This window comes from Enterobacter cloacae complex sp. HYC042_NIDB, from assembly GCF_056673315.1.
In genome coordinates this window covers 951,433-972,907 of the sequence record NZ_CP109650.1, presented here as the reverse complement: position 1 = coordinate 972,907, position 21,475 = coordinate 951,433, and the positions used below count along the sequence as shown (strand labels likewise).

The following is a 21,475-nucleotide window of genomic DNA, read 5'->3' as shown; positions in this document are numbered from 1 at the left end:
CTTAGCTCAGGCGGCCGTGGCACGCCTTGTATTTTTTACCGGAACCACACGGGCACGGATCGTTACGACCGACTTTACGATCGCCGGTCTGCGCGGCGATCGCTGCTGCGGCTTCGCTTTCGTCAGTCTGGTGGCTCAGCTGCTGCATCTGCGCCAGACGCTCAGCTTCTTCACGACGCTGCTGCTCCATCGCTTCCACTTCTTCCGGCATGCGCACCTGAACCTTGCTCAGGGTGCTGATCACTTCGTACTTCAGTGACTCCAGCATAGAGGCAAACATGGAGAAGGATTCACGCTTGTACTCCTGCTTCGGATCTTTCTGCGCATAGCCGCGCAGGTGGATACCCTGACGCAGGTAGTCCATCGCCGCCAGGTGCTCTTTCCACAGGGAGTCCAGCGTCTGCAGCATCACGCCTTTTTCGAAGTGACGCATCATCTCAGCGCCAACCACTTCTTCCTTACGCTTATAAACCTCCAGCGCGGTTTCAAAGATACGTTCGCGCAGGGTCTCTTCATGCAGCTCAGGCTCTTTATCCAGCCACTCTTTGATTGGCAGATCGAGATCGAAGTCGTTTTTCAGACGTTCCTGCAGGCCTTCAACGTCCCACATCTCTTCCAGAGACTGCGGTGGAATATGCGCGTCGATGGTGGCTTTGAACACATCTTCGCGGATGCTGTTGATGGTTTCGCTCACGTCGGACACGTCCAGCAGTTCGTTACGCTGGGTGTAGATCGCGCGACGCTGATCGTTGGCCACGTCATCATATTCCAGCAGCTGCTTACGAATATCGAAGTTGCGGCTTTCCACTTTACGCTGGGCGTTAGCGATCGCTTTAGTCACCCATGGGTGCTCAATGGCTTCACCAGGCTTCATGCCCAGCTTACGCATCATGCCGGACACGCGGTCGGAGGCAAAAATACGCATCAGCGCATCTTCCATAGACAGGTAGAAGCGGGAAGAACCGGCATCACCCTGACGGCCCGCACGGCCACGCAGCTGGTTGTCGATACGACGAGATTCGTGACGCTCGGTACCGATGATGTGCAGACCACCGGATGCCAGCACCGCGTCGTGACGCACCTGCCAGTCGGCTTTGATCTGCTCGATCTGCTCTGGCGTTGGGTTTTCCAGTTCAGCGACTTCAGCCTGCCAGCTACCGCCGAGCATAATATCGGTACCACGACCCGCCATGTTGGTGGCGATGGTCACGGCTCCCGGATAGCCCGCCTGAGCAACAATGTCCGCTTCTTTAGCGTGGAACTTGGCGTTCAGAACGTTGTGCTTGATGCCTGCTTTGGTCAGCTCATTGGAAACCACCTCGGATTTCTCGATGGAGATGGTCCCCACCAGAACCGGCTGACCATTGGCAGTACGGTCGCGAATATCTTCGATGATCGCCTGAATTTTTTCCGCTTCGGTCATGTACACCAGGTCCGGCATATCCTTACGGATCATCGGACGGTTGGTTGGCACAACCACGGTATCCAGCTTGTAGATGGAGCTGAATTCAAACGCTTCGGTATCTGCGGTACCGGTCATCCCCGCCAGCTTCTCATACAGACGGAAGTAGTTCTGGAAGGTGATGGATGCCAGCGTCTGGTTTTCGTTCTGGATATCCACGCCTTCTTTCGCTTCAACGGCCTGATGCAGACCATCAGACCAGCGACGACCCTGCATGGTACGGCCGGTGTGTTCATCGACAATGATGACTTCGCCGTCTTTCACGATGTAGTCAACGTCGCGGGTGAACAGCGCGTGGGCGCGCAGCGCGGCGGTCACGTGGTGCATCAGCATGATGTTGCTCGGGGAATACAGGGACTCGCCCTCTTCCATAATGCCTTCAGCCACCAGCAGCTCTTCGATTTTCACCAGACCGCGTTCGGTCAGGTTCACCTGGCGCGCTTTTTCATCTACGGAGAAGTGGCCTTCACCCTGGAAGGTATCGGAGTCTTCTTTCTCCTGACGCAGCAGGTGTGGAATGATTTTGTCGACTTTACGGTACATGTCAGAGCTGTCTTCGGCCGGGCCGGAGATGATCAGCGGGGTACGCGCTTCATCGATCAGAATGGAGTCAACCTCATCCACCAGCGCATAGTGCAGCTTACGCTGGACGCGCTCTTCCGGGCTGAACGCCATGTTGTCGCGCAGGTAGTCGAAGCCGTATTCGTTGTTGGTGCCGTAGGTGATGTCCGCGTTGTAGGCTTCGCGCTTGGCGGGTGCCGGCAGTCCGGACATGTTGATGCCGACGGTCATGCCGAGGAATTCGAACAGCGGACGGTTGTTTTCGGCATCACGCTGGGCCAGATAGTCGTTGACGGTAACGACGTGAACGCCCTTACCGGTCAGTGCATTCAGGTAAGCCGGCAGCGTTGCGGTCAGGGTTTTACCTTCACCGGTACGCATTTCCGCGATGCAGCGTTCGTTAAGCACCATACCGCCCAGCAATTGAACGTCGAAGTGACGCATGCCGAACACACGTTTACTCGCTTCACGCACAACGGCGAAAGCTTCCGGGATCAGGCTTTCTAAGGTTTCACCTTTTTCCAGACGCGCACGGAATTCCGCCGTTTTCGCTTTCAGCTCATCATCAGAGAGCTTCTCCATCGCCGGTTCCATACCGTTGATGATGTTTACAGCTTTGCGCATACGGCGCAGGGTACGATCGTTACGACTACCAAAAACTTTGGTTAATAATTTGATTAGCATAATAAATTCTCAAACGCCCCAGACGGGCAGATAAATTAAGGTATTGAAAAAGGTTAATTTAGCTGAGGCGTTGAGGCCCGGCACGGATGCCGTGAACCTGGCTAATCCATGTCGAAACGGAGAATGATACAGGAGGAACAAACCAGGTTTGCGCCGTCTGACTCACAGTCACGGGCGGCTGGTTATCCTGCGTCAGAAGCGCATTAAGCGTATCGAGCAGGGCAAGATGCTGAGCCTGAACCGGCAGCGACTCTTCAGCAACAGGCATCGTCTGCGGCGCCATCGCGAACGACAGATGACGAATAACCGTGCGGATGGCGTGCTGCTGCCAGTAATCAACGGAGAAATTAGGACGACGGCTGGCTTCAAGCCACGCGAGATTAGTAAAGTTAACCCGCGTCGAGAGATCGTGTTTAGTTGTCGTGGAACGTGCTGGCGTCGCCGCTTCCGCACTGTTGCTGAGCGCAGGCAAGCCGAAACTCGCCGCGACCATCCCTAATAAGAGATGCGGCCAGAAGTAACGTCTGCCAAATTGTCGCCAGCGCGTCAGTATTCCGCTCACTTGCTCCACCACAATCGCCCGCCAGTGCAGGCTGAGTTCAATTATTCTTTTTTAGCGCCCAGATATTACCACTAAAGCCAATACGCAGCAGCAGGAATGACACCTTGCAGCAGGTAAAAACGGTCAATAATGCAGCGAACACACCGTTATTCGGCACCCGACAATGGCCAGGGAGTAGAGGGGCAAATCAAAGAAGGGCAGAAATAAAAACGACTGGCTTCCCTGGTCGGAGAGAGTACCAGGTGAACCAGTCGCTTTTCTTACGAAACGGCGTTAACCGTTACGCCAGGACCATAGTCGGTGCTTTGAACGCCAGCGGCAGTTCCGCTTCGTCTTCAAAGGTCACATATTCCCAGGCTTCCTGTTTTGCCAGGACGGCCTGCAACAATTTGTTGTTCAGTGCATGACCGGATTTGAACGCGGTAAATGCACCAATGATGTTGTGACCACACATGAACAGGTCGCCGATCGCATCCAGCATTTTGTGACGAACGAATTCATCTTCAAAACGCAGGCCGTCTTCGTTCAGTACGCGATAATCGTCAACAACGATGGCACAATCGAAGCTGCCGCCCAGGCACAGGCCGCGGGACTGCAGATATTCGATATCACGCATGAAGCCAAACGTACGTGCGCGGCTGATCTGGCGCATAAACGCATCAGCAGAGAAGTTCATCGCGTAGCGCTGAGTGCTGGAGTCAATCGCCGGATGGTTAAAGTCGATGGTAAAGTCCAACGAGAAACCATTGTACGGTTTGAATTCAGCCCACTTGTCGCCATCTTCGACGCGAACGGTCTCTTTGATGCGAACAAATTTCTTCGCACAGTTCAGTTCTTCGATGCCGGCATCCAGCAACAGATAAACGAACGGCGCAGCACTACCATCCATAATCGGGATTTCTGGCGCATCGACTTCAACAATGATGTTGTCGATACCCAGACCCGCCAGGGCGGCGTTCAGGTGCTCTACGGTAGAAATCCGCACGTCATGCTCGTTCACCAGACAAGTACAGAGCATTGTATCACGCACAGATTTGGCATCGGCCGGAAAATCTACCGGTGGATTCAAGTCGGTGCGACGATAGATGACCCCGGTATTGGCCGGCGCAGGGCGTAACGTCAGTGTGACTTTCTTGCCGGTATGTAAACCGACACCCGTCGCCTGAACGATACGTTTAAGTGTCCTTTGTTTGATCATCGTATAATCTCGCCAAATTAACTATCCAACCGAGAGTGTATATCACTAACGGTGGGCCAGTTTAGCACAAAGAGCGCAAATCCCCAAATTCCAGCCAATTCTTAGTCAGCTTGCTTACGCAGGAACGCCGGGATGTCCAGATAATCTGGCTCTTTTGCCGTTTGCGGCGTTGGGTCGTTCACCACTTTCGCGGCCGGTTTTTGCTCCTGAGTCAGAGGAGACATACCGTGCTGCTGGTAACGATCCATTACCGGTTGCTGAGTCTGCTTGTTGGTCACGAGGGTGATCTCAGGACGCTTGTCCATACCGATACCGGTCGCAACAACGGTAACACGCAGCTCGTCGTTCATTTCCGGGTCAAGGGAAGTACCGATTACCACGGTCGCGTTGTCAGAGGCGAACGCGCGGATGGTATTACCCACGGTTTCGAACTCATCCAGACGCAGGTCAAAGCCAGCGGTAATGTTGACCAGCACGCCGCGCGCACCGGACAGATCGATATCTTCCAGCAGTGGAGAAGAGATAGCCATTTCAGCCGCTTCTTCCGCACGGTCTTCGCCGCTCGCCACACCAGAGCCCATCATCGCGTAGCCCATTTCGGACATCACGGTGCGAACGTCTGCAAAGTCAACGTTCATCAGGCCAGGACGGGTAATCAGTTCTGCGATACCCTGGACCGCGCCTTTCAGCACGTCGTTTGCTGCGCCGAAGGCGTCCAGCAGGGAGATACCACGACCCAGAACTTTCAGCAGCTTGTCGTTCGGGATGGTGATCAGCGAGTCCACATGCTTGGACAGCTCGGTGATACCCTGTTCCGCGAAGGCCATACGCTTCTTGCCTTCAAAATTGAAAGGCTTGGTCACGACAGCAACGGTCAGGATACCTAAATCTTTAGCTACTTCAGCGACAACAGGTGCTGCACCGGTACCGGTACCGCCGCCCATGCCTGCTGCGATGAAGACCATGTCCGCACCTTCCAGTGCAGCACGCAAGGCTTCACGATCTTCTTCAGCCGCGTTGCGACCGACTTCCGGGTTAGCCCCAGCGCCCAGCCCTTTGGTGATGCCACCGCCGATCTGGATAGTCTGGCCAACTGCCGTTTTACGCAGTGCCTGCGCATCGGTGTTAACTGCGAAGAATTCAACACCTTCAATGCGTTCACGCACCATATGCTCTACGGCGTTACCGCCGCCGCCACCGACGCCGATGACTTTAATCACCGCGTCGTTGGTCAGTTCCATAGGTTCAAACATAATTTCTCTCTCCGTTGTGCCTGTCGCCCGAGACCGCTAATTCTCTCCGGTCTCTTTAAAAAATTAAAACTCTTTTCGCAGCCAGTTGTTCAGTCGTTTGACCCACGACCCCACTGAGACGCGTTTTTCCACTTCTGCTTCACCACTGAGATGAGATTCCTTCCCGTAGTGGAGCAGGCCCACAGCCGTTGAATAGTACGGCTCCTGAGCATAATCCGTTAAACCGGTAATATTCAGCGGCGCACCAATACGCACCTGCGTATGGAACACGCGCTGAGCGCAGGCCGCAAGACCTTCAATTTGCGCTGCACCGCCGGTTAATACAATCCCCGCCGCAAGATGATGCTTAACACCCTGCTGACGAAGCTGTTCCTGAAGCTGTAAAATCTCTTCGTTGACCAGGTTGAGCAGCTCGGTATAGCGCGGCTCAATTACCTCTGCCAACGTCTGGCGCTGCAGGCTACGCGGCGGACGGCCGCCCACGCTCGGCACCTCAACGCTCTCATCTTTACCAACGATAGACCCCAGCGCACAGCCGTGGCGTACTTTAATCGCTTCTGCATCGCTCGGTGGCGTACCAAAAGCGTAAGCAATATCGCTGGTCACAACGTTCCCTGCGTAAGGGATCACTTTGGTGTGGCGCAGCGCACCGCCGGTATACACGGCCATGTCCATTGTACCACCACCGATATCCACCACACAGACACCCAGTTCACGTTCGTCTTCGGTCAGCACGGAATAACTTGCCGCCAGACCGGCGAAAATAAGTTGGTCAACTTTCAGGCCACAACGTTCAACGGCTTTTACGATGTTCTTCGCCATATCGTTGTGACATGTGATCAGGTGCACTTTTGCCTGCATACGAACGCCAGACAGACCAACCGGGTTCTTGATCCCTTCCTGGTAGTCAATCGCATATTCCTGCGGGATCACGTGCAGCACGCGATGCTCATCGCGAACGCGCACGGACTTCGCCGTATGCACAACGTTTTCAACGTCTTCCTGCGTCACTTCTTCTTCAGAAATCGGCACCATACCGATTTCGTTCTGGCAGCTAATGTGCTTGCCAGAAAGGGCCAGATAGACAGAAGAAATCTGGCAATCTGCCATTAATTCAGCCTGGTCGATGGCGCGCTGTACGCATTTCACCACCGACTCAAGGTCGTTTACCCCACCTTTATCCATACCACGGGACGGGCAACTGCCCACGCCAATGATATTGACCATACCGTCGGGCAGAACTTCCCCTACTAAAGCGGCAACCTTCGCGGTGCCAATCTCCAGTCCAACTACCAGTTTTCTGTCCGTCGCCTTGATCATTGTTGTTCTGCCTGTACCTGTGCCTGATTCTGTTGCTGATTAGGTTCCTCGACCGGAGCCGGCTCCCAACCGACTGCTGCGCCTGAGTCATAGCGCAAATCAACGTAGCTTATCCGTTTGCCGTCCGCCTGCGCCTGCTGTTGTAAAACCGGGTAAAGTTCTACAAAACGCGCAAGACGTTTCATTGTGTCGCCGCGTCCCAGGTTGAGCTTAATGCCGTTCGTCAACGTCAGCTGCCAGGAGCGGCGCGCCGTCATCGCAGCATCTTTTAACGTAAACCTGTCCTTCGCCAGCACCTGCCCCATTTCACGAAAACCCTGCAATACTTCGTTTTCGCTGCCTTCAGGGCCATACAACATCGGTAAATTTTGCTTGTTGACACGATCGCTCGGGACGCTGAAGGAATTTCCATCTACGTCAACCATGTGCTGATCATTCCAACGCGCAATGGGCACATATTCAACCAGATGAATCTTCAATTCATCAGGCCATTGTTTTCTGACACTCGCCTGTTTTATCCAGGGCAGACGTTCAATCTGGCTCTGGATAATATTGACGTCCTGCGTCATAAAGGTGCCGGGCGATCCCAGCGCCAGAATTGACTGGCGAATATCATCGTTACGCGTGTAGTGACGCTCGCCGGTCACCACCAGCTTTGACAGCGGCAACCGCTGTGCGTCTTCCATCCAGCCCAGCACCATCCAGCCGCTGATAAACACGGTGCACAGCACCCCGAGCAGGAAGATTATCCCTGCAAGACGCGTTCCATTACTCCGGCGTGAAGAAGTGTATTCTTCTTCGTCATCGCGGTTGCGCGTGTTCAATGCAGCCTGAGACATATCAGCCCGCCTGGTCCAGAATACGTACGACTAACTGCGAGAAGCTCATTCCCGCCTGACGCGCCGCCATCGGCACAAGGCTGTGGCTGGTCATTCCCGGTGACGTATTGGCTTCCAGCAGATAAAACTGCCCGTCATTGTCTTGCATCACATCAATGCGTCCCCAGCCGCTGCAGCCCAAAACATTCCAGGCTTTAAGCACCAGGGACTGTAATTCGGCTTCGCGCTCTGCTTCAAGACCACAAGGGCAGAAATATTGCGTCTCATCAGACAGATACTTCGCCTCATAATCATAGAAGACTCCGGCGGGTTGGATGCGAATTGACGGTAAAATTTCTTCACCAAGCATCGCGACGGTAAATTCCGGCCCGCTGAGCCATTTTTCAATCAGAACTTCTTCATCATGTTGAAATGCCAGCGCTAAAGCAGATGTTAAATCTGCAGCTTTATCGACCTTTGACATTCCGACGCTCGACCCTTCCCTGCTCGGCTTTACAATAACCGGTAAGCCCAGTGCCGCAATGCGTGTATTAACGCTGTCCGACAGGCCCAATTCAAATTCGCCGCGCGTCAGCGCCACCCACGGCGCAACGGGTAAACCCGCTCCCTGCCAGAGTAACTTACTGCGCAGTTTATCCATAGAGATGGCGGATGCCATCACGCCGCTGCCGGTGTAAGGCAGGCCGATCAACTCCAGAAGCCCTTGCAGGGTTCCGTCTTCACCGCCACGACCATGTAACGCGATAAAGACCTTATCGAAGCCCATCGCTTTTAATTGCGTCACGTCGACCTCTTTTGGATCGACAATATGTGCGTTTACGCCGCCTTCACGCAGGCCCGCCAGCACGGCAGCGCCGGAATTCAGAGAAACCTCGCGCTCGGCGGAGTTGCCGCCAGAGAGGACTGCAATCTTATCAGCCATGATGCTCATCCTCCTGGGTTTGCGGCTTCAGTTTGATTTCAGCTAAGGTACGGGCGATCTTGCCGATATTTCCCGCACCCTGAATCAGGATGAGATCGTTACCGGTCAGGACCGGTGCCAGAATTTCCGCCACCTGTGCCGGGTCAGAAACCAGAATAGGGTCAACTTTACCGCGCCCGCGGATGGTACGACACAGGGAACGGCTGTCTGCGCCTGGAATTGGCGTTTCGCCAGCGGCGTAAACATCCAGCATCAGCAGGGTATCCACCTGTGACAGCACGCTGGCGAAATCGTCATAAAGATCGCGGGTACGCGTGAAGCGGTGCGGCTGGAAGATCATCACCAGATTCTTCTCCGGCCAGCCCGCGCGTGCGGCTTTGATGGTCGCGTCCACTTCCGTCGGATGGTGACCGTAGTCGTCCACCAGCATCGCGGTACCTGGCTTACCATTCACCGCATCCAGCGGGAACTCGCCGAGGAAGTCGAAGCGACGCCCCGTCCCCTGGAAGCTTTCCAGCGCACGCAGGATCGCCTCATCATCAATGCCTTCTTCCGTCGCAACAGCCACTGCCGCTGCGGCGTTAAGTGCGTTATGGCGCCCTGGCGCATTCAGCGTGACGTGCAGCAGCTCTTTGTCCTGACGCGCCAGAGTGAAATGCCCCTGCGCACCAATCTGTTTGTACTCTTCCACGCGGACGTCAGCGTCTTCGCTGAAGCCGTAGGTGGTGATTTGACGACCGACGCGCGGCAGCAGCTCGCGGATCACCGGGTCGTCCACGCACATCACCGCGCGGCCATAAAACGGCAGGTTGTGCAGGAAGTTGATGAAGGTCTGCTTTAAGTTTTCGAAGTCGCCCTGGTAGGTATCCATATGGTCAGCTTCGATATTGGTGACAATCGCCACCATCGGCTGCAGGTGCAGGAACGACGCGTCGCTCTCATCCGCTTCCGCAATCAGATAACGGCTGTGGCCCAGACGCGCATGGACGCCTGCGGCTTTCACCAGACCGCCGTTGACAAACGTCGGATCGAGACCCGCTTCCGCATAAATGCTGGAAACCATCGCCGTGGTCGTGGTTTTACCGTGGGTACCGGCAATCGCAATGCCGTGACGGAACCGCATCAGTTCCGCCAGCATTTCTGCGCGGCGGATCACTGGAATGCGCGCTTCGTGCGCGGCAACGATTTCCGGATTGTCAGAGGAGATGGCGCTCGATACCACCACCACGCTTGCATCGCGCACGTTTTCCGGGCGATGGTTGAAATAGATAGTCGCCCCAAGCGACGCCAGCTGCTGCGTAACAGGGTTTGGCGCCAGGTCAGACCCGCTGATCTGATAACCTTCGTTAGCTAACACTTCGGCAATACCGCCCATGCCAGCACCACCGATGCCAACAAAGTGAATGTGCCGGACGCGACGCATCTCGGGCACGATTGAACGCAGTTTTGCCAGTTGTTGTGTATTCATTCTATAAACGCCATCGACTACTTAAAATTCGTGCAGCGCAACACGCGCTGCGAGGGTTAAGCCTGGGCTGCCAGACTCACTTCTTTTGCCACCCGTTCTGTCGCATCCGGGATAGCGGCAGCGCGCGCGCGCTGTGCCATCTCCAGCAGTGCGTCTCTGTTCCATCCCGCCAGGGTGGTGGCGACCGCATCGGCGGTAAAGTGTGGCTGCTCAAAAATTTTCGCCGCGCCGGCTTTCTCAAGCGGCAGCGCGTTCCAGTACTGCTGTCGGTCTTTGTGCTGGAACGGCACGAACAGCGCTGGCAAGCCGGCGGCGGCGATTTCGCTCACCGTCAGCGCGCCAGAGCGGCAGACCACGACATCGGCCCAGGCATAGGCTGCGGCCATATCGTCAATAAATTCCGTCACTTTATGCTGCGGCTGGCCTTCATCAGCGTACGCCTGCTCAACGGTCTGCTGAGCGCCTTTACCGCTTTGGTGCCAGATAGTCACGGCATCACCCAGCTTTGCCGCCACCTGCGGCATTGTCTGATTCAGAATGCGCGCACCCTGAGAACCACCAACGACCAAAACACGAACCGGGCCTTCACGTCCCGCCAGGCGGGCATCCGGTAGAGGCAGCGCCAGCACGTCGACGCGCACCGGGTTACCCACCACGTCCGCTTTCGGAAACGCACCGGGAAACGCCTGCATCACTTTGGTGGCGATTTTCGCCAGCCACTTGTTGGTCAGACCGGCAATACCGTTCTGCTCGTGCAGAACAACGGGAATGCCTAACGACCACGCGGCCAGCCCGCCGGGACCAGAAACATAGCCGCCCATACCCAGCACCACATCGGGCTTAAAGCGCTTCATGATGGTGCGCGCCTGACGCCAGGCGTTAAAAATACGCACCGGCGCCAGCAGCATGGCCTTGAGGCCTTTGCCTCGCAGGCCGGAAATACGAATAAAGTCGATCTCAATACCGTGCTTCGGTACCAGGTCGGCTTCCATGCGGTCTGCGGTTCCCAGCCAGCGTACCTGCCAGCCCTGCTCCATTAAATGGTGCGCAACCGCCAGCCCCGGGAACACGTGTCCACCGGTACCGCCTGCCATCACCATTAACCGCTTCGGTTGATTCATCGTGAACCTCGTGTAAACGCCTGGGCTTTCTCCAGACGCGTCTCATAATCTATGCGTAACAAAAACATAATGGCCGTCGACATGATCAACAGGCTCGAACCACCATAGCTGATCAGCGGCAACGTCAGACCTTTGGTCGGCAGCATACCCGCTGCGGCCCCGACGTTAACCAGCGCCTGGAAGCTAAACCAGATACCAATTGAGCAGGCTAAGAAGCCTGAGAAGCGGTGATCGATCTCCAGCGCTTTTCGGCCAATCGACATGGCGCGGAAAGCGACGAAGAATACCATTAAAAGCGCTAATACCACACCGATATAACCCAGTTCTTCCCCAATAATGGAGAAGATGAAGTCGGTGTGCGCCTCCGGTAAATACTCCAGTTTCTGTACCGAGTTGCCCAGACCTTGCCCCCAAACTTCACCGCGGCCAAACGCCATCAGCGACTGCGTCAGCTGGTAACCGCTACCGAACGGATCTTCCCACGGGTTCCAGAACGAGGTCACGCGGCGGATACGGTAAGGCTCGGCGAGGATCAGCAGCACCACCGCTGAAATCCCCATCCCGATGATGGCGATGAACTGCCACAGCTTGGCCCCTGCCAGGAACAGCATCGCCAGCGTGGTGACAAACAGTACGACAACGGTCCCGAGGTCAGGCTGCGCCAGCAGCAGGATCGCCAACACCAGAATGACGCCCATCGGCTTTAAGAAGCCGCGAAGGTTGTTACGCACCTCATCGACTTTTCGCACCAGGTAGTTTGCCAGGTAGCAGAATAACGAAAGCTTGGTGAACTCCGCAGGCTGAATACGCAGCGGGCCGAAGGCGATCCAGCGTGATGCCCCGTTAACGGAGCTCCCGACAACCAGCACGATCAGCAGCATGATAATGGAGGCGATCAGCATCGCGGTACTGTGGCGCTGCCAGAACGCCATCGGCAGACGAAGCGTTACCAGCGCCAGGCAGAACGCCAGTATGATGTAAAGCCCGTCACGCTTGGCGAACAGGAAGGGATCGTTCGCCAGACGCTGTCCAACGGGCATAGAGGCCGACGTCACCATGATAAAGCCGATCGCCGCCAGCCCCAGCGTCAGCCAGAACAGGGTGCGGTCGTACATAATCAGGCTATCGGAATCTTTATCCCGTGAAGCCATCACCCAGCCTTTCAGCGCCGCAAACAGCCACACCAGAATTCCAAATCCTGGCAGGCGCGGCATTTTCAGGCGAGGGAGAGATAAACGCATCAGCCTAACTCCTTCGCAAGGCGGGTAAAGACATCGCCACGCTGTTCGAAATTCTTAAACTGATCGAGGCTGGCGCACGCCGGGGAGAGCAGAACCATGTCGCCAGGCTGCACGCGCGGGGCAATCAGGCGCATCGCCTGTTCCATCGTTTCAGTTTGCTCAGCAACTTCCGGGCGTAGTTCAGCCAGCTCGCTGCCGTCACGGCCAAAGCAGTACAGGCGGATGTTATCGCCGGTGAGGTACTGTTTCAGGGAGGAGAAATCAGCAGATTTGCCGTCGCCACCCAACAGAAGATGCAGGGTGCCGTCAACGTGCAGACCGTTCAGCGCGGCCTCCGTGCTTCCCACGTTGGTCGCTTTGGAGTCGTTAATCCAGCGCACGCCGTTATGCTCCAGCGCCAGCTGGAAACGGTGTGCCAGGCCGGAAAACGTGGTCAACGCTTTCAGGCTGGAAGAGCGCGGCAGCCCTACGGCATCTGCCAGCGCCAGCGCCGCCAGGGCATTGGTATAGTTGTGCTGGCCGGAAAGCTTCATCTCCTTCACGTTCAGCACTTTTTCACCTTTCACGCGCAGCCAGGTTTCGCCCAGCTGGCGGTTCAGATGATAATCACCCATGGTGATACCAAAGCTGATGCAGCGCTCGTCCGCGCCGCGCACCGGCATGGTCAGCGCGTCGTCGGCGTTAACCACGCAAACTTTGGCATTTTCGTAAACACGCAGCTTGGCCGCGCGATACTGCTGCAGACCAAATGGATATCGATCCATATGATCTTCCGTCACGTTGAGGATCGTTGCCGCCGCCGCATGCAGGCTGGAGGTGGTTTCAAGCTGGAAGCTGGAAAGTTCCAGAACGTACAGCTCGCAGCCTTTGTCCAACAGCATCAGCGCAGGCAGACCGATATTGCCGCCTACCCCTACGTTCATGCCCGCGGCTTTCGCCATTTCACCCACCAGGGTAGTGACGGTGCTTTTGCCGTTAGAACCGGTGATCGCGATAACCGGCGCCTGCGCTTCGCGGCAGAACAGTTCAATATCGCCGACAATCTCAACGCCCGCATCCGCAGCAGCGCTCAGTGAAGGGTGCGCCAGCGCCATACCCGGGCTGGCGACAATCAGATCGGCTGCCAGCAGCCAGTCATCATTCAGACCACCAAGGTGGCGTTCAACCTGTTCCGGCAGCTTGTCCAGACCCGGCGGAGAGACACGCGTATCCATCACGCGCGGCGTCACACCGCGCGCAAGGAAAAAGTCCACGCAGGAGAGGCCAGTGAGGCCTAACCCAATGATAACGACTTTTTTACCCTGGTAATCTGCCATGATTAACGTACCTTCAGCGTTGCCAAGCCAATCAGCACCAGCATCAGCGAAATAATCCAGAAGCGCACAATCACGCGCGGCTCCGGCCAGCCTTTCAGTTCATAGTGGTGGTGGATCGGCGCCATACGGAAGATGCGCTGACCGCGCAGCTTGAAGGAGCCGACCTGCAAAATCACCGACAGGGTTTCAACCACAAACACGCCGCCCATGATCACCAGCAGGAACTCCTGACGCAGCAGCACGGCGATAATGCCGAGCGCGCCGCCCAGCGCCAGAGAACCGACGTCACCCATAAAGACCTGCGCCGGATAGGTGTTGAACCAGAGGAAGCCCAGCCCCGCGCCGACAATCGCCGTACAGACGATCACCAGCTCACCCGCATGACGCAGATAAGGGATGTGCAGGTAGTTCGCAAAGTTCATGTTACCGGTCGCCCACGCCACCAGCGCAAAACCGGCCGCCACGAAGACGGTAGGCATGATTGCCAGGCCATCCAGACCGTCGGTCAGGTTAACGGCGTTACCGGTACCAACAATTACAAAGTAGGCCAGCAGGATGTAGAACAGCCCCAGCTGCGGCATCACGTCTTTAAAGAACGGCACCACCAGTTCGGTGGCGGGCGTATCTTTTCCTGCCAGATACAGCGCGAAGGCGACGCCCAGCGCAATCACTGACATCCAGAAATACTTCCAGCGGGCAATCAGGCCCTTCGTGTCTTTGCGGACGACTTTACGGTAATCATCCACAAACCCGATAATGCCGTAGCCCACCAGTACGGTTAGCACGCACCAGACGTACGGGTTAGACGGATAGGCCCACAGCAGTACGGAAACGACGATCGCGGTCAGGATCATGATCCCGCCCATCGTCGGCGTACCGCGCTTGCTGAAGTGCGACTCCGGACCGTCGTTACGTACGACCTGGCCGAAAGAGAGTTTTTGCAGACGGGCAATCATGCGCGGGCCCATCCACAACGAGATGAACAGCGCAGTCAGCAGGCTGACGATGGCGCGAAACGTCAGATACGAAAAGACGTTAAAGCCTGAATAATATTTGACCAAATGTTCGGCCAGCCAAACTAACATGTCCCGTTCTCCTGTAATGCGTGCACAACCTCTTCCATGGCGGCACTACGTGAACCTTTCACTAACACTGTCACAATTTGTTTTTCTGTAATTAATGCCTTAAGGCGCTCAATCAACGCGGCTTTGTCGGCAAAATGTTCGCCAACGCCGCTGGCATGGCTAATCGCCTGGCTCAGTTTTCCTGCGCTCAGCACGCAGTCCAGTCCCGCCGCTTTCGCCGCTTCACCCACCTGGGTATGACAGGCTTCGCTTTCATCGCCCAGCTCCGCCATGTCGCCAACCACCATGACGCGGTAGCCCGGCATTTCAGATAGCACCTGCACCGCCGCCGTCATTGAGCCGACGTTCGCGTTGTAGGAGTCATCAAGCAGCAATTTGTTTTCTGCAAGCGGGATCGGGTACAGGCGTCCCGGCACGGCTTTCAAATTCGCCAGCCCGGTTTTAATCGCCTCGTGTGACGCTCCCACCGCCGTCGACAAGGCCGCTGCCGCCAGCGCATTGGCGATGTTATGGCGTCCCGGCAGCGGTAACAGCACGTCTACGTCACCCGTTGGGGTAGCAAGCGTGAATTCCGTACCGTGCGACGTCACATGGATATTGGTCGCGGTAAAGTCACTGTTGGCCGCGTTCGGCGAGAAGCGCCAGGTTTTACGCGAGCCAATGATGCTCTGCCAGTTCAGCCAGTCGTTGTTGTCGGCATTGAGAATGGCAATGCCGTCAGCAGGCAGACCGGTGTAGATTTCGCCTTTCGCTTTTGCCACGCCTTCCAGCGAGCCAAAACCTTCCAGATGCGCTGCCGCGAGGTTATTCACCAGCGCCGCTTCCGGGCGAGTCAGGCTCACGGTCCAGGCGATTTCGCCCTGGTGGTTTGCCCCTAACTCGATCACCGCAAACTCATGCTCTTTGGTCAGGCGAAGTAATGTCATCGGCACGCCGATGTCATTATTGAGGTTGCCTGCGGTATAAAGCGTATTACCGCACTGGCTGAGGATGGCCGCCGTCATCTCTTTCACTGACGTTTTGCCCGATGACCCGGTCAGCGCGACAACGCGAGCAGGCACCTGCTGACGAACCCAGGCGGCCAGTTCACCGAATGCGAGACGCGTATCGTTCACGACAATCTGCGGCAAATCGATATCCAGCCTGCGGCTGACCAGCAGCGCGCCAGCGCCGTTTTCTTTGGCCTGTCCGGCAAAATCATGCGCGTCAAAACGTTCGCCTTTCAGCGCCACAAACAGACAGCCCGCGGTCACTTTACGGGTGTCGGTGGTGACCGCGTCAATGGTCAGATCCTGCCCCAGCAGCTCTCCGTGCAGTACCGCAGCGGCCTGGCTTAAGGTGATGCTAATCATGCGACGACTCCCAGCAGACGCGCTGCCGTTACGCGGTCGGAGTAGTCCAGACGACGATTGCCAACAATCTGATAGTCTTCATGACCTTTACCGGCCAGCAGAACGACATCATTTTCTTTTGCCTGCATGATGGTGTTTGTCACGGCTTCCGCGCGGCCTTCCACCACACGGGCGCGACCGGCGTCCAGCATACCCGCCAGAATGTCGTTGATGATGGCGCGCGGCTCTTCGGTACGCGGATTGTCATCGGTGACCACAGGAATGTCCGCGAACTGCTCCGCAATGGCGCCCATCAGGGGACGTTTACCTTTGTCGCGATCGCCACCGCAGCCGAAGACGCACCAGAGTTTACCGGTGCAGTGCAGGCGTGCCGCTTCCAGCGCTTTTTCCAGCGCATCCGGCGTGTGGGCATAATCGACAACCACGGTCGGTTTGCCCGGCGCGCTAAACACTTCCATACGGCCGCAAACCGGCTGGAGACGCGCTGACGTTTTCAGCAGTTCCGCCATCGGATAACCCAGCGCCAGCAGCGTTGCCAGCGCCAGCAGCAGGTTGCTGACGTTGAACGCCCCCATCAGGCGGCTTTCAATTTCACCTTCACCCCAGGAAGAGGCAAAGCGGATCGTCGCGCCACTGTCGTGATAGTTAACGTCAACGGCCTTCAGCCAGCGGCCGTGGCAGTTCGGATTGATATGGTCTTCCATCGACACCGCTACCGCGTCTGGCAGCTTCGCAAGCCAGCGGCGGCCCACTTCGTCGTCGGCGTTGATGATGGCCTGGCCGTAATGGTGAGTAGAGAACAACAGCCATTTGGCGGCTTCGTAGTGTTCCATATCACCATGATAATCAAGGTGATCGCGGCTCAGGTTGGTGAACACTGAAGCAGCAAACTTCAGTGCCGCGACGCGGTGCTGTACCAGGCCGTGCGAAGAAACTTCCATCGCGGCAAAGGTTGCCCCCTGCCCTGCCAGACCGGCAAGCACGTGCTGTACGTCAACCGCAGAACCGGTGGTGTTTTCCGTCGGGCTCACTTTGCCCAGCAGGCCGTTACCAACGGTCCCCATCACCGCGCCGGTTTCACCCAGCAACTGAGCCCACTGCGCCATCAGCTGCGTGGTGGTGGTTTTTCCGTTCGTGCCCGTCACGCCAACCAGACGCAGCTGGTCGGAAGGTTCGTGATAAAAACGTCCTGCCAGTGCAGAGAGACGCTCATTCAACTGGCTGAGATAGATAACCGGCACCCCGTGCATTTCACGGATCTCACCGTCGGTTGCCTCGTCTTTAGCCTCAGCAATAATGGCAGCCACACCTTGCGCAATCGCCTGCGGGATATAACGACGCCCGTCCGCCTGATGACCAACCACCGCCACAAAAAGATCGCCAGAAGCAGCCACGCGGCTGTCCAGTACCATCTCTCGCAGTGCTCGCTCCGGTGCATTTGGCACCCACGGAGCGAGAAGGTCGCGCAAATTACGATCTGCCACCTGTACCCTCGCCTTGATTAATTACAAATTCACTTTTTTCGCCCGTCGCCAGCGCATCTGGTTCAACGTTCATGGTGCGTAACACGCCGCCCATGATGGCGCCAAACACAGGCGCGGAAACGGCGCCGCCGTAGTATTTACCCGCCTGTGGATCGTTAATCACAACCACCAGCGCAAAACGCGGATTGCTAGCAGGCGCAACGCCTGCGGTATAGGCAATGTATTTGTTGATGTAGCGGCCGTCTGGCCCCACCTTTTTCGCCGTACCGGTTTTAATGGCGATGCGATAGCCTTTGATGGCCGCCTTCACGCCGCCGCCGCCCGGCAGCGCCACGCTTTCCATCATGTGCACAACGGTACGAACGATGGATTCCGGGAAGATACGCTCGCCCGGAACCGGTGGATCAACTTTGGTGATGGACAGCGGGCGATAGACGCCGTAGCTGCCAATCGTTGCGTAGACTCGCGCTAACTGTAACGGGGTTACCATTAGCCCGTAGCCGAAAGAGAAGGTGGCCCTCTCTATGTCAGACCACCGTTGTTTTTGAGGATATAAGCCACTGCGTTCTCCGACCAACCCCAAATTGGTCGCCTTTCCAAGTCCAAAACGTGAGTAAGTCTCTACTAACGCTGAGGACGGCATCGCTAACGCCAGCTTTGAAACACCGACGTTACTCGACTTCTGTAACACCCCGGTCAGGGTCAATTCGCTGTAGCGCGCCACGTCTTTAATCTCGTGGCCGTTAATACGGTAAGGGATCGTGTTCAGGACCGTGTTTTCATTGACGATACCGCGCTGAAGCGCCGTCATCACCACCATCGGTTTCACCGTGGAGCCGGGTTCGAACACGTCGGTAATCGCCCGGTTACGCATCGCATCTTTTGCGGTGCCGGTAAAGTTGTTCGGGTTGTAGGAAGGACTGTTGGCCATGGCCAGCACTTCTCCGGTGCTGACATCCACCAGCACGGCGCTGCCGGATTCTGCCTTGTTAAACGCCACGGCGTTGTTCAGCTCGCGGTAGACCAGCGCCTGCAGGCGCTCGTCAATACTCAGAGCCAGGTTGTGCGCCGCCTGGCTGTCTGTAGAGGAGATATCTTCGATGACGCGCCCGTAGCGGTCCTTACGCACAATTCGCTCGCCAGGCTGGCCGGTGAGCCACTTATCGAAGCTTTTTTCAACGCCTTCAATCCCCTGGCTGTCGACGTTGGTGAAGCCGATGAGGTGAGCGGTTACTTCGCCGGACGGATAGTAACGACGGGATTCTTCGCGCAGATGAATGCCCGGCAGCTTCAGTTTTCGAATGTAGTCCGCCATGTCGGGGTTAACCTGGCGCGCCAGATAGATAAAACGCCCTTTCGGGTTCGCGTTGACGCGGGAGGCTAGCTGATCCAGCGGCATTTTGAGCGCATCTGAAAGCGCTTTCCAGCGGTTATCAAGCGTGATGCCACCGGCGTCGTGCAGCTCTTTCGGGTCGGCCCAAATCGCTTTCACCGGCACGCTCACCGCCAGCGGGCGACCTGAACGGTCAGTGATCATTCCGCGAGAAGTCGACACTTCCTGAACGCGAAGGGAGCGCATATCGCCCTGGCGTACCAGCATGTCAGGGGCGATGATTTGCAACCACGCCACGCGTCCCAGCAGGAAACCCAGCGCCAGTAAAATGCAGCCGCAAAGCAACGCAAAACGCCAACTGATGAAGTTGGCCTGTTCTTCCTGACGTTTTGGTTTAAGCGTTTTTGCCGCTGCTTTCATGCGTCGCGTGTTCCCTTATTTTTGTACTACGATATTTTCCTGGGAAGGATCAACATGCTGCAGTTGCAGCTTTTCCGTTGCGATCCGTTCAACCCGGCTGTGATCGCCGAGCGCGTTTTCTTCAAGGATCAGATTTCGCCATTCAATATCCAGCGCATCGCGTTCCAGCACCAGCTGCTCGCGTTGCGCAGTCAATAAACGTGTATGGTGAGCTGTGGTCACCACCGTAACTGCCGTAACAATGATGCAAATGAACAGGCAGAGTGGCAGTTTCCCGAATCGCAAAAGATCGTCGCCGATCACGCCAGGCAAGGCATGGCGCTCGTTGCTTCCTAACGATCCCTTAACTTTGCTTAGGGTTTCTGTCACTCTGCCGATCATGCGTTCGTCCTCTCTGCAACTCGCAGCACTGAACTACGGGCACGTGGATTCTCTGCCACCTCTTCTTCGCCCGGCATCAACTTGCCTAATGCTCGCAACTGACGGCCCCCCAGCTTCCTGAGTTGTTCTTCCGTCATCGGCAGCCCCGCTGGAACCTGAGGACCGCGGCTCTGTTCACGCATGAAGCGTTTTACAATGCGGTCTTCCAGCGAATGGAAGCTGATGATGGATAACCGCCCACCCGGGGCCAGCACGTCGAGCGAGCTTTTTAGCGCCAGCTCTATTTCCTCCAGTTCACTGTTTACCCAGATGCGAACCGCCTGGAAGGTACGGGTCGCGGGATGTTTGTGCTTATCCTTCACCGGCGTCGCCGCCGCAATCACTTCGGCCAGCTCTTTGGTGCGGGTCATTGGCTCAACGCGGTTACGCTCAACGATGGCGCGCGCAATGCGCTTGCCAAAACGTTCTTCGCCGAAGGTTTTGATCACCCAGGCAATATCTGCTTCGTCAGCGGTCTGCAGCCATTCGGCGGCAGACTGGCCGCGCGTCGGGTCCATACGCATGTCCAGCGGACCGTCGCGCATAAAGGAGAAGCCGCGTTCTGCATCATCAAGCTGGGGTGAAGATACGCCAAGATCGAGAAGAATCCCGTCGATCTTGCCCGTGAGATCGCGCTCGGCCACGTAATCCGCGAGCGCAGAAAAAGGTCCATGCACGATGGAAAAGCGTGGGTCATTGATGGTCTGTGCCACGGCAATCGCCTGCGGATCGCGATCGATTGCCAGCAGTCGCCCTTCCTCTCCAAGCTGGGAAAGGATCAACCGCGAGTGACCACCGCGACCAAACGTGCCATCAATGTAGATGCCATCCGGACGAATATTCAGGCCGTTCACGGCCTCGTCCAGTAACACCGTTTTATGTTTATAATTTTCCATCATATTTATAGAGACAAGTCCTGCAGCCGTTCCGATAAAGTTGCGGAATCAGACTGCTCAGCGTCGATATCTTCCTTGACCTGTTGATACCAGGTCGTTTCGTCCCACAGTTCAAACTTGTTGAACTGCCCGACCAGCATCACTTCTTTGGTCAGACCGGCATGTTGCCGCAGCACGGGCGCAATCAGTAATCGCCCGGCGCTATCCATCTGACACTCACTGGCATGTCCCAATAACAGCCGCTGCACGCGGCGCTCTTGCGGGTTCATGCTCGACAGTCGCGACAGCTTTTGCTCAATGATTTCCCATTCAGGTAAGGGGTAAAGCAGCAGGCAGGGGGAGTTGATGTCAATGGTGCAAACCATTTGACCCGAAGCATTCTCAATCAGCTGGTCGCGGTATCGGGTTGGGACCGATAAACGCCCTTTGCTGTCGAGATTGACTAACGTAGCTCCACGGAACATGCCAGTCTCACCCCTCCTCACCACTTTAACCCACAAATTCCCACCTAAAGGAGTTTACGGAGCGAGGGAAAAGC

18 protein-coding genes are annotated in these 21,475 nt (G+C 56.4%); all 18 read right to left on the bottom strand.

Features of this window, described 5'->3' with window-relative positions; all coding sequences use genetic code 11:
• Position 1 precedes the first annotated feature (1 nt).
• The 18 genes from secA to mraZ all read right to left on the bottom strand — a co-directional run bounded on the left by secA (position 2) and on the right by mraZ (position 21,401).
• Entirely contained in the window at positions 2–2,707 is a 2,706-nt protein-coding gene (secA, locus tag OKF39_RS04630; protein ID WP_049137746.1) for a preprotein translocase subunit SecA, read from the bottom strand.
• 58 nt (positions 2,708–2,765) lie between these two features.
• Positions 2,766–3,269: a secA translation cis-regulator SecM gene (gene secM / locus OKF39_RS04625; protein ID WP_028015513.1), complete on the bottom strand. Its 504-nt coding sequence runs from the start codon at positions 3,267–3,269 to the stop codon at positions 2,766–2,768.
• 280 nt (positions 3,270–3,549) lie between these two features.
• Positions 3,550–4,467 carry a UDP-3-O-acyl-N-acetylglucosamine deacetylase gene (gene lpxC / locus OKF39_RS04620; protein ID WP_006810110.1) on the bottom strand — a complete coding sequence of 306 codons (918 nt, stop codon included), beginning with the start codon at positions 4,465–4,467 and terminating at the stop codon, positions 3,550–3,552.
• Between the two features lie 101 nt (positions 4,468–4,568).
• Positions 4,569–5,720, bottom strand: a complete 1,152-nt coding sequence (ftsZ, locus tag OKF39_RS04615; RefSeq protein ID WP_008501978.1) for a cell division protein FtsZ — start codon at positions 5,718–5,720, stop codon at positions 4,569–4,571.
• A gap of 63 nt (positions 5,721–5,783) precedes the next feature.
• A complete protein-coding gene (gene ftsA, locus OKF39_RS04610; protein WP_006173845.1) occupies positions 5,784–7,040 on the bottom strand; it encodes a cell division protein FtsA in 1,257 nt (418 codons plus the stop codon).
• Positions 7,037–7,879 carry a cell division protein FtsQ gene (ftsQ, locus tag OKF39_RS04605; protein WP_045259458.1) on the bottom strand — a complete coding sequence of 281 codons (843 nt, stop codon included), beginning with the start codon at positions 7,877–7,879 and terminating at the stop codon, positions 7,037–7,039. The genes ftsA and ftsQ overlap by 4 nt, the downstream gene beginning before the upstream one ends.
• Before the next feature lies 1 nt (position 7,880).
• Complete coding sequence (locus OKF39_RS04600; protein ID WP_479983524.1) at positions 7,881–8,801, bottom strand: D-alanine--D-alanine ligase; 921 nt, start codon at positions 8,799–8,801, stop codon at positions 7,881–7,883.
• Positions 8,794–10,269: a UDP-N-acetylmuramate--L-alanine ligase gene (murC, locus tag OKF39_RS04595; RefSeq protein WP_028015510.1), complete on the bottom strand. Its 1,476-nt coding sequence runs from the start codon at positions 10,267–10,269 to the stop codon at positions 8,794–8,796. The genes OKF39_RS04600 and murC overlap by 8 nt, the downstream gene beginning before the upstream one ends.
• A gap of 56 nt (positions 10,270–10,325) precedes the next feature.
• Complete coding sequence (murG, locus tag OKF39_RS04590; protein WP_028015509.1) at positions 10,326–11,390, bottom strand: undecaprenyldiphospho-muramoylpentapeptide beta-N-acetylglucosaminyltransferase; 1,065 nt, start codon at positions 11,388–11,390, stop codon at positions 10,326–10,328.
• Positions 11,387–12,631 carry a cell division protein FtsW gene (gene ftsW / locus OKF39_RS04585; protein ID WP_028015508.1) on the bottom strand — a complete coding sequence of 415 codons (1,245 nt, stop codon included), beginning with the start codon at positions 12,629–12,631 and terminating at the stop codon, positions 11,387–11,389. The genes murG and ftsW overlap by 4 nt, the downstream gene beginning before the upstream one ends.
• Positions 12,631–13,947 carry a UDP-N-acetylmuramoyl-L-alanine--D-glutamate ligase gene (murD, locus tag OKF39_RS04580; protein WP_028015507.1) on the bottom strand — a complete coding sequence of 439 codons (1,317 nt, stop codon included), beginning with the start codon at positions 13,945–13,947 and terminating at the stop codon, positions 12,631–12,633. Before murD ends, ftsW begins: the two co-directional genes overlap by 1 nt.
• Before the next feature lie 2 nt (positions 13,948–13,949).
• Positions 13,950–15,032, bottom strand: a complete 1,083-nt coding sequence (gene mraY, locus OKF39_RS04575) for a phospho-N-acetylmuramoyl-pentapeptide-transferase (protein WP_008501985.1) — start codon at positions 15,030–15,032, stop codon at positions 13,950–13,952.
• On the bottom strand, positions 15,026–16,384 hold the full coding sequence (gene murF, locus OKF39_RS04570; protein ID WP_028015506.1) for a UDP-N-acetylmuramoyl-tripeptide--D-alanyl-D-alanine ligase: 1,359 nt from the start codon (positions 16,382–16,384) through the stop codon (positions 15,026–15,028). The genes mraY and murF overlap by 7 nt, the downstream gene beginning before the upstream one ends.
• Positions 16,381–17,868 (bottom strand): UDP-N-acetylmuramoyl-L-alanyl-D-glutamate--2,6-diaminopimelate ligase, encoded by a 1,488-nt coding sequence (murE, locus tag OKF39_RS04565; protein WP_014882540.1) that lies wholly within the window; start codon positions 17,866–17,868, stop codon positions 16,381–16,383. The genes murF and murE overlap by 4 nt, the downstream gene beginning before the upstream one ends.
• On the bottom strand, positions 17,855–19,621 hold the full coding sequence (locus OKF39_RS04560) for a peptidoglycan glycosyltransferase FtsI (RefSeq protein ID WP_028015504.1): 1,767 nt from the start codon (positions 19,619–19,621) through the stop codon (positions 17,855–17,857). Before OKF39_RS04560 ends, murE begins: the two co-directional genes overlap by 14 nt.
• A gap of 15 nt (positions 19,622–19,636) precedes the next feature.
• The gene (ftsL, locus tag OKF39_RS04555) at positions 19,637–20,002 is read right to left on the bottom strand and encodes a cell division protein FtsL (RefSeq protein ID WP_006173860.1); all 366 of its coding nucleotides are present in this window, start codon (positions 20,000–20,002) and stop codon (positions 19,637–19,639) included.
• Positions 19,999–20,940, bottom strand: coding sequence for a 16S rRNA (cytosine(1402)-N(4))-methyltransferase RsmH (gene rsmH / locus OKF39_RS04550; protein WP_028015503.1), 942 nt, complete (start codon positions 20,938–20,940; stop codon positions 19,999–20,001). The genes ftsL and rsmH overlap by 4 nt, the downstream gene beginning before the upstream one ends.
• Before the next feature lie 2 nt (positions 20,941–20,942).
• Positions 20,943–21,401: a division/cell wall cluster transcriptional repressor MraZ gene (mraZ, locus tag OKF39_RS04545; protein WP_014882537.1), complete on the bottom strand. Its 459-nt coding sequence runs from the start codon at positions 21,399–21,401 to the stop codon at positions 20,943–20,945.
• Positions 21,402–21,475 lie beyond the last annotated feature (74 nt).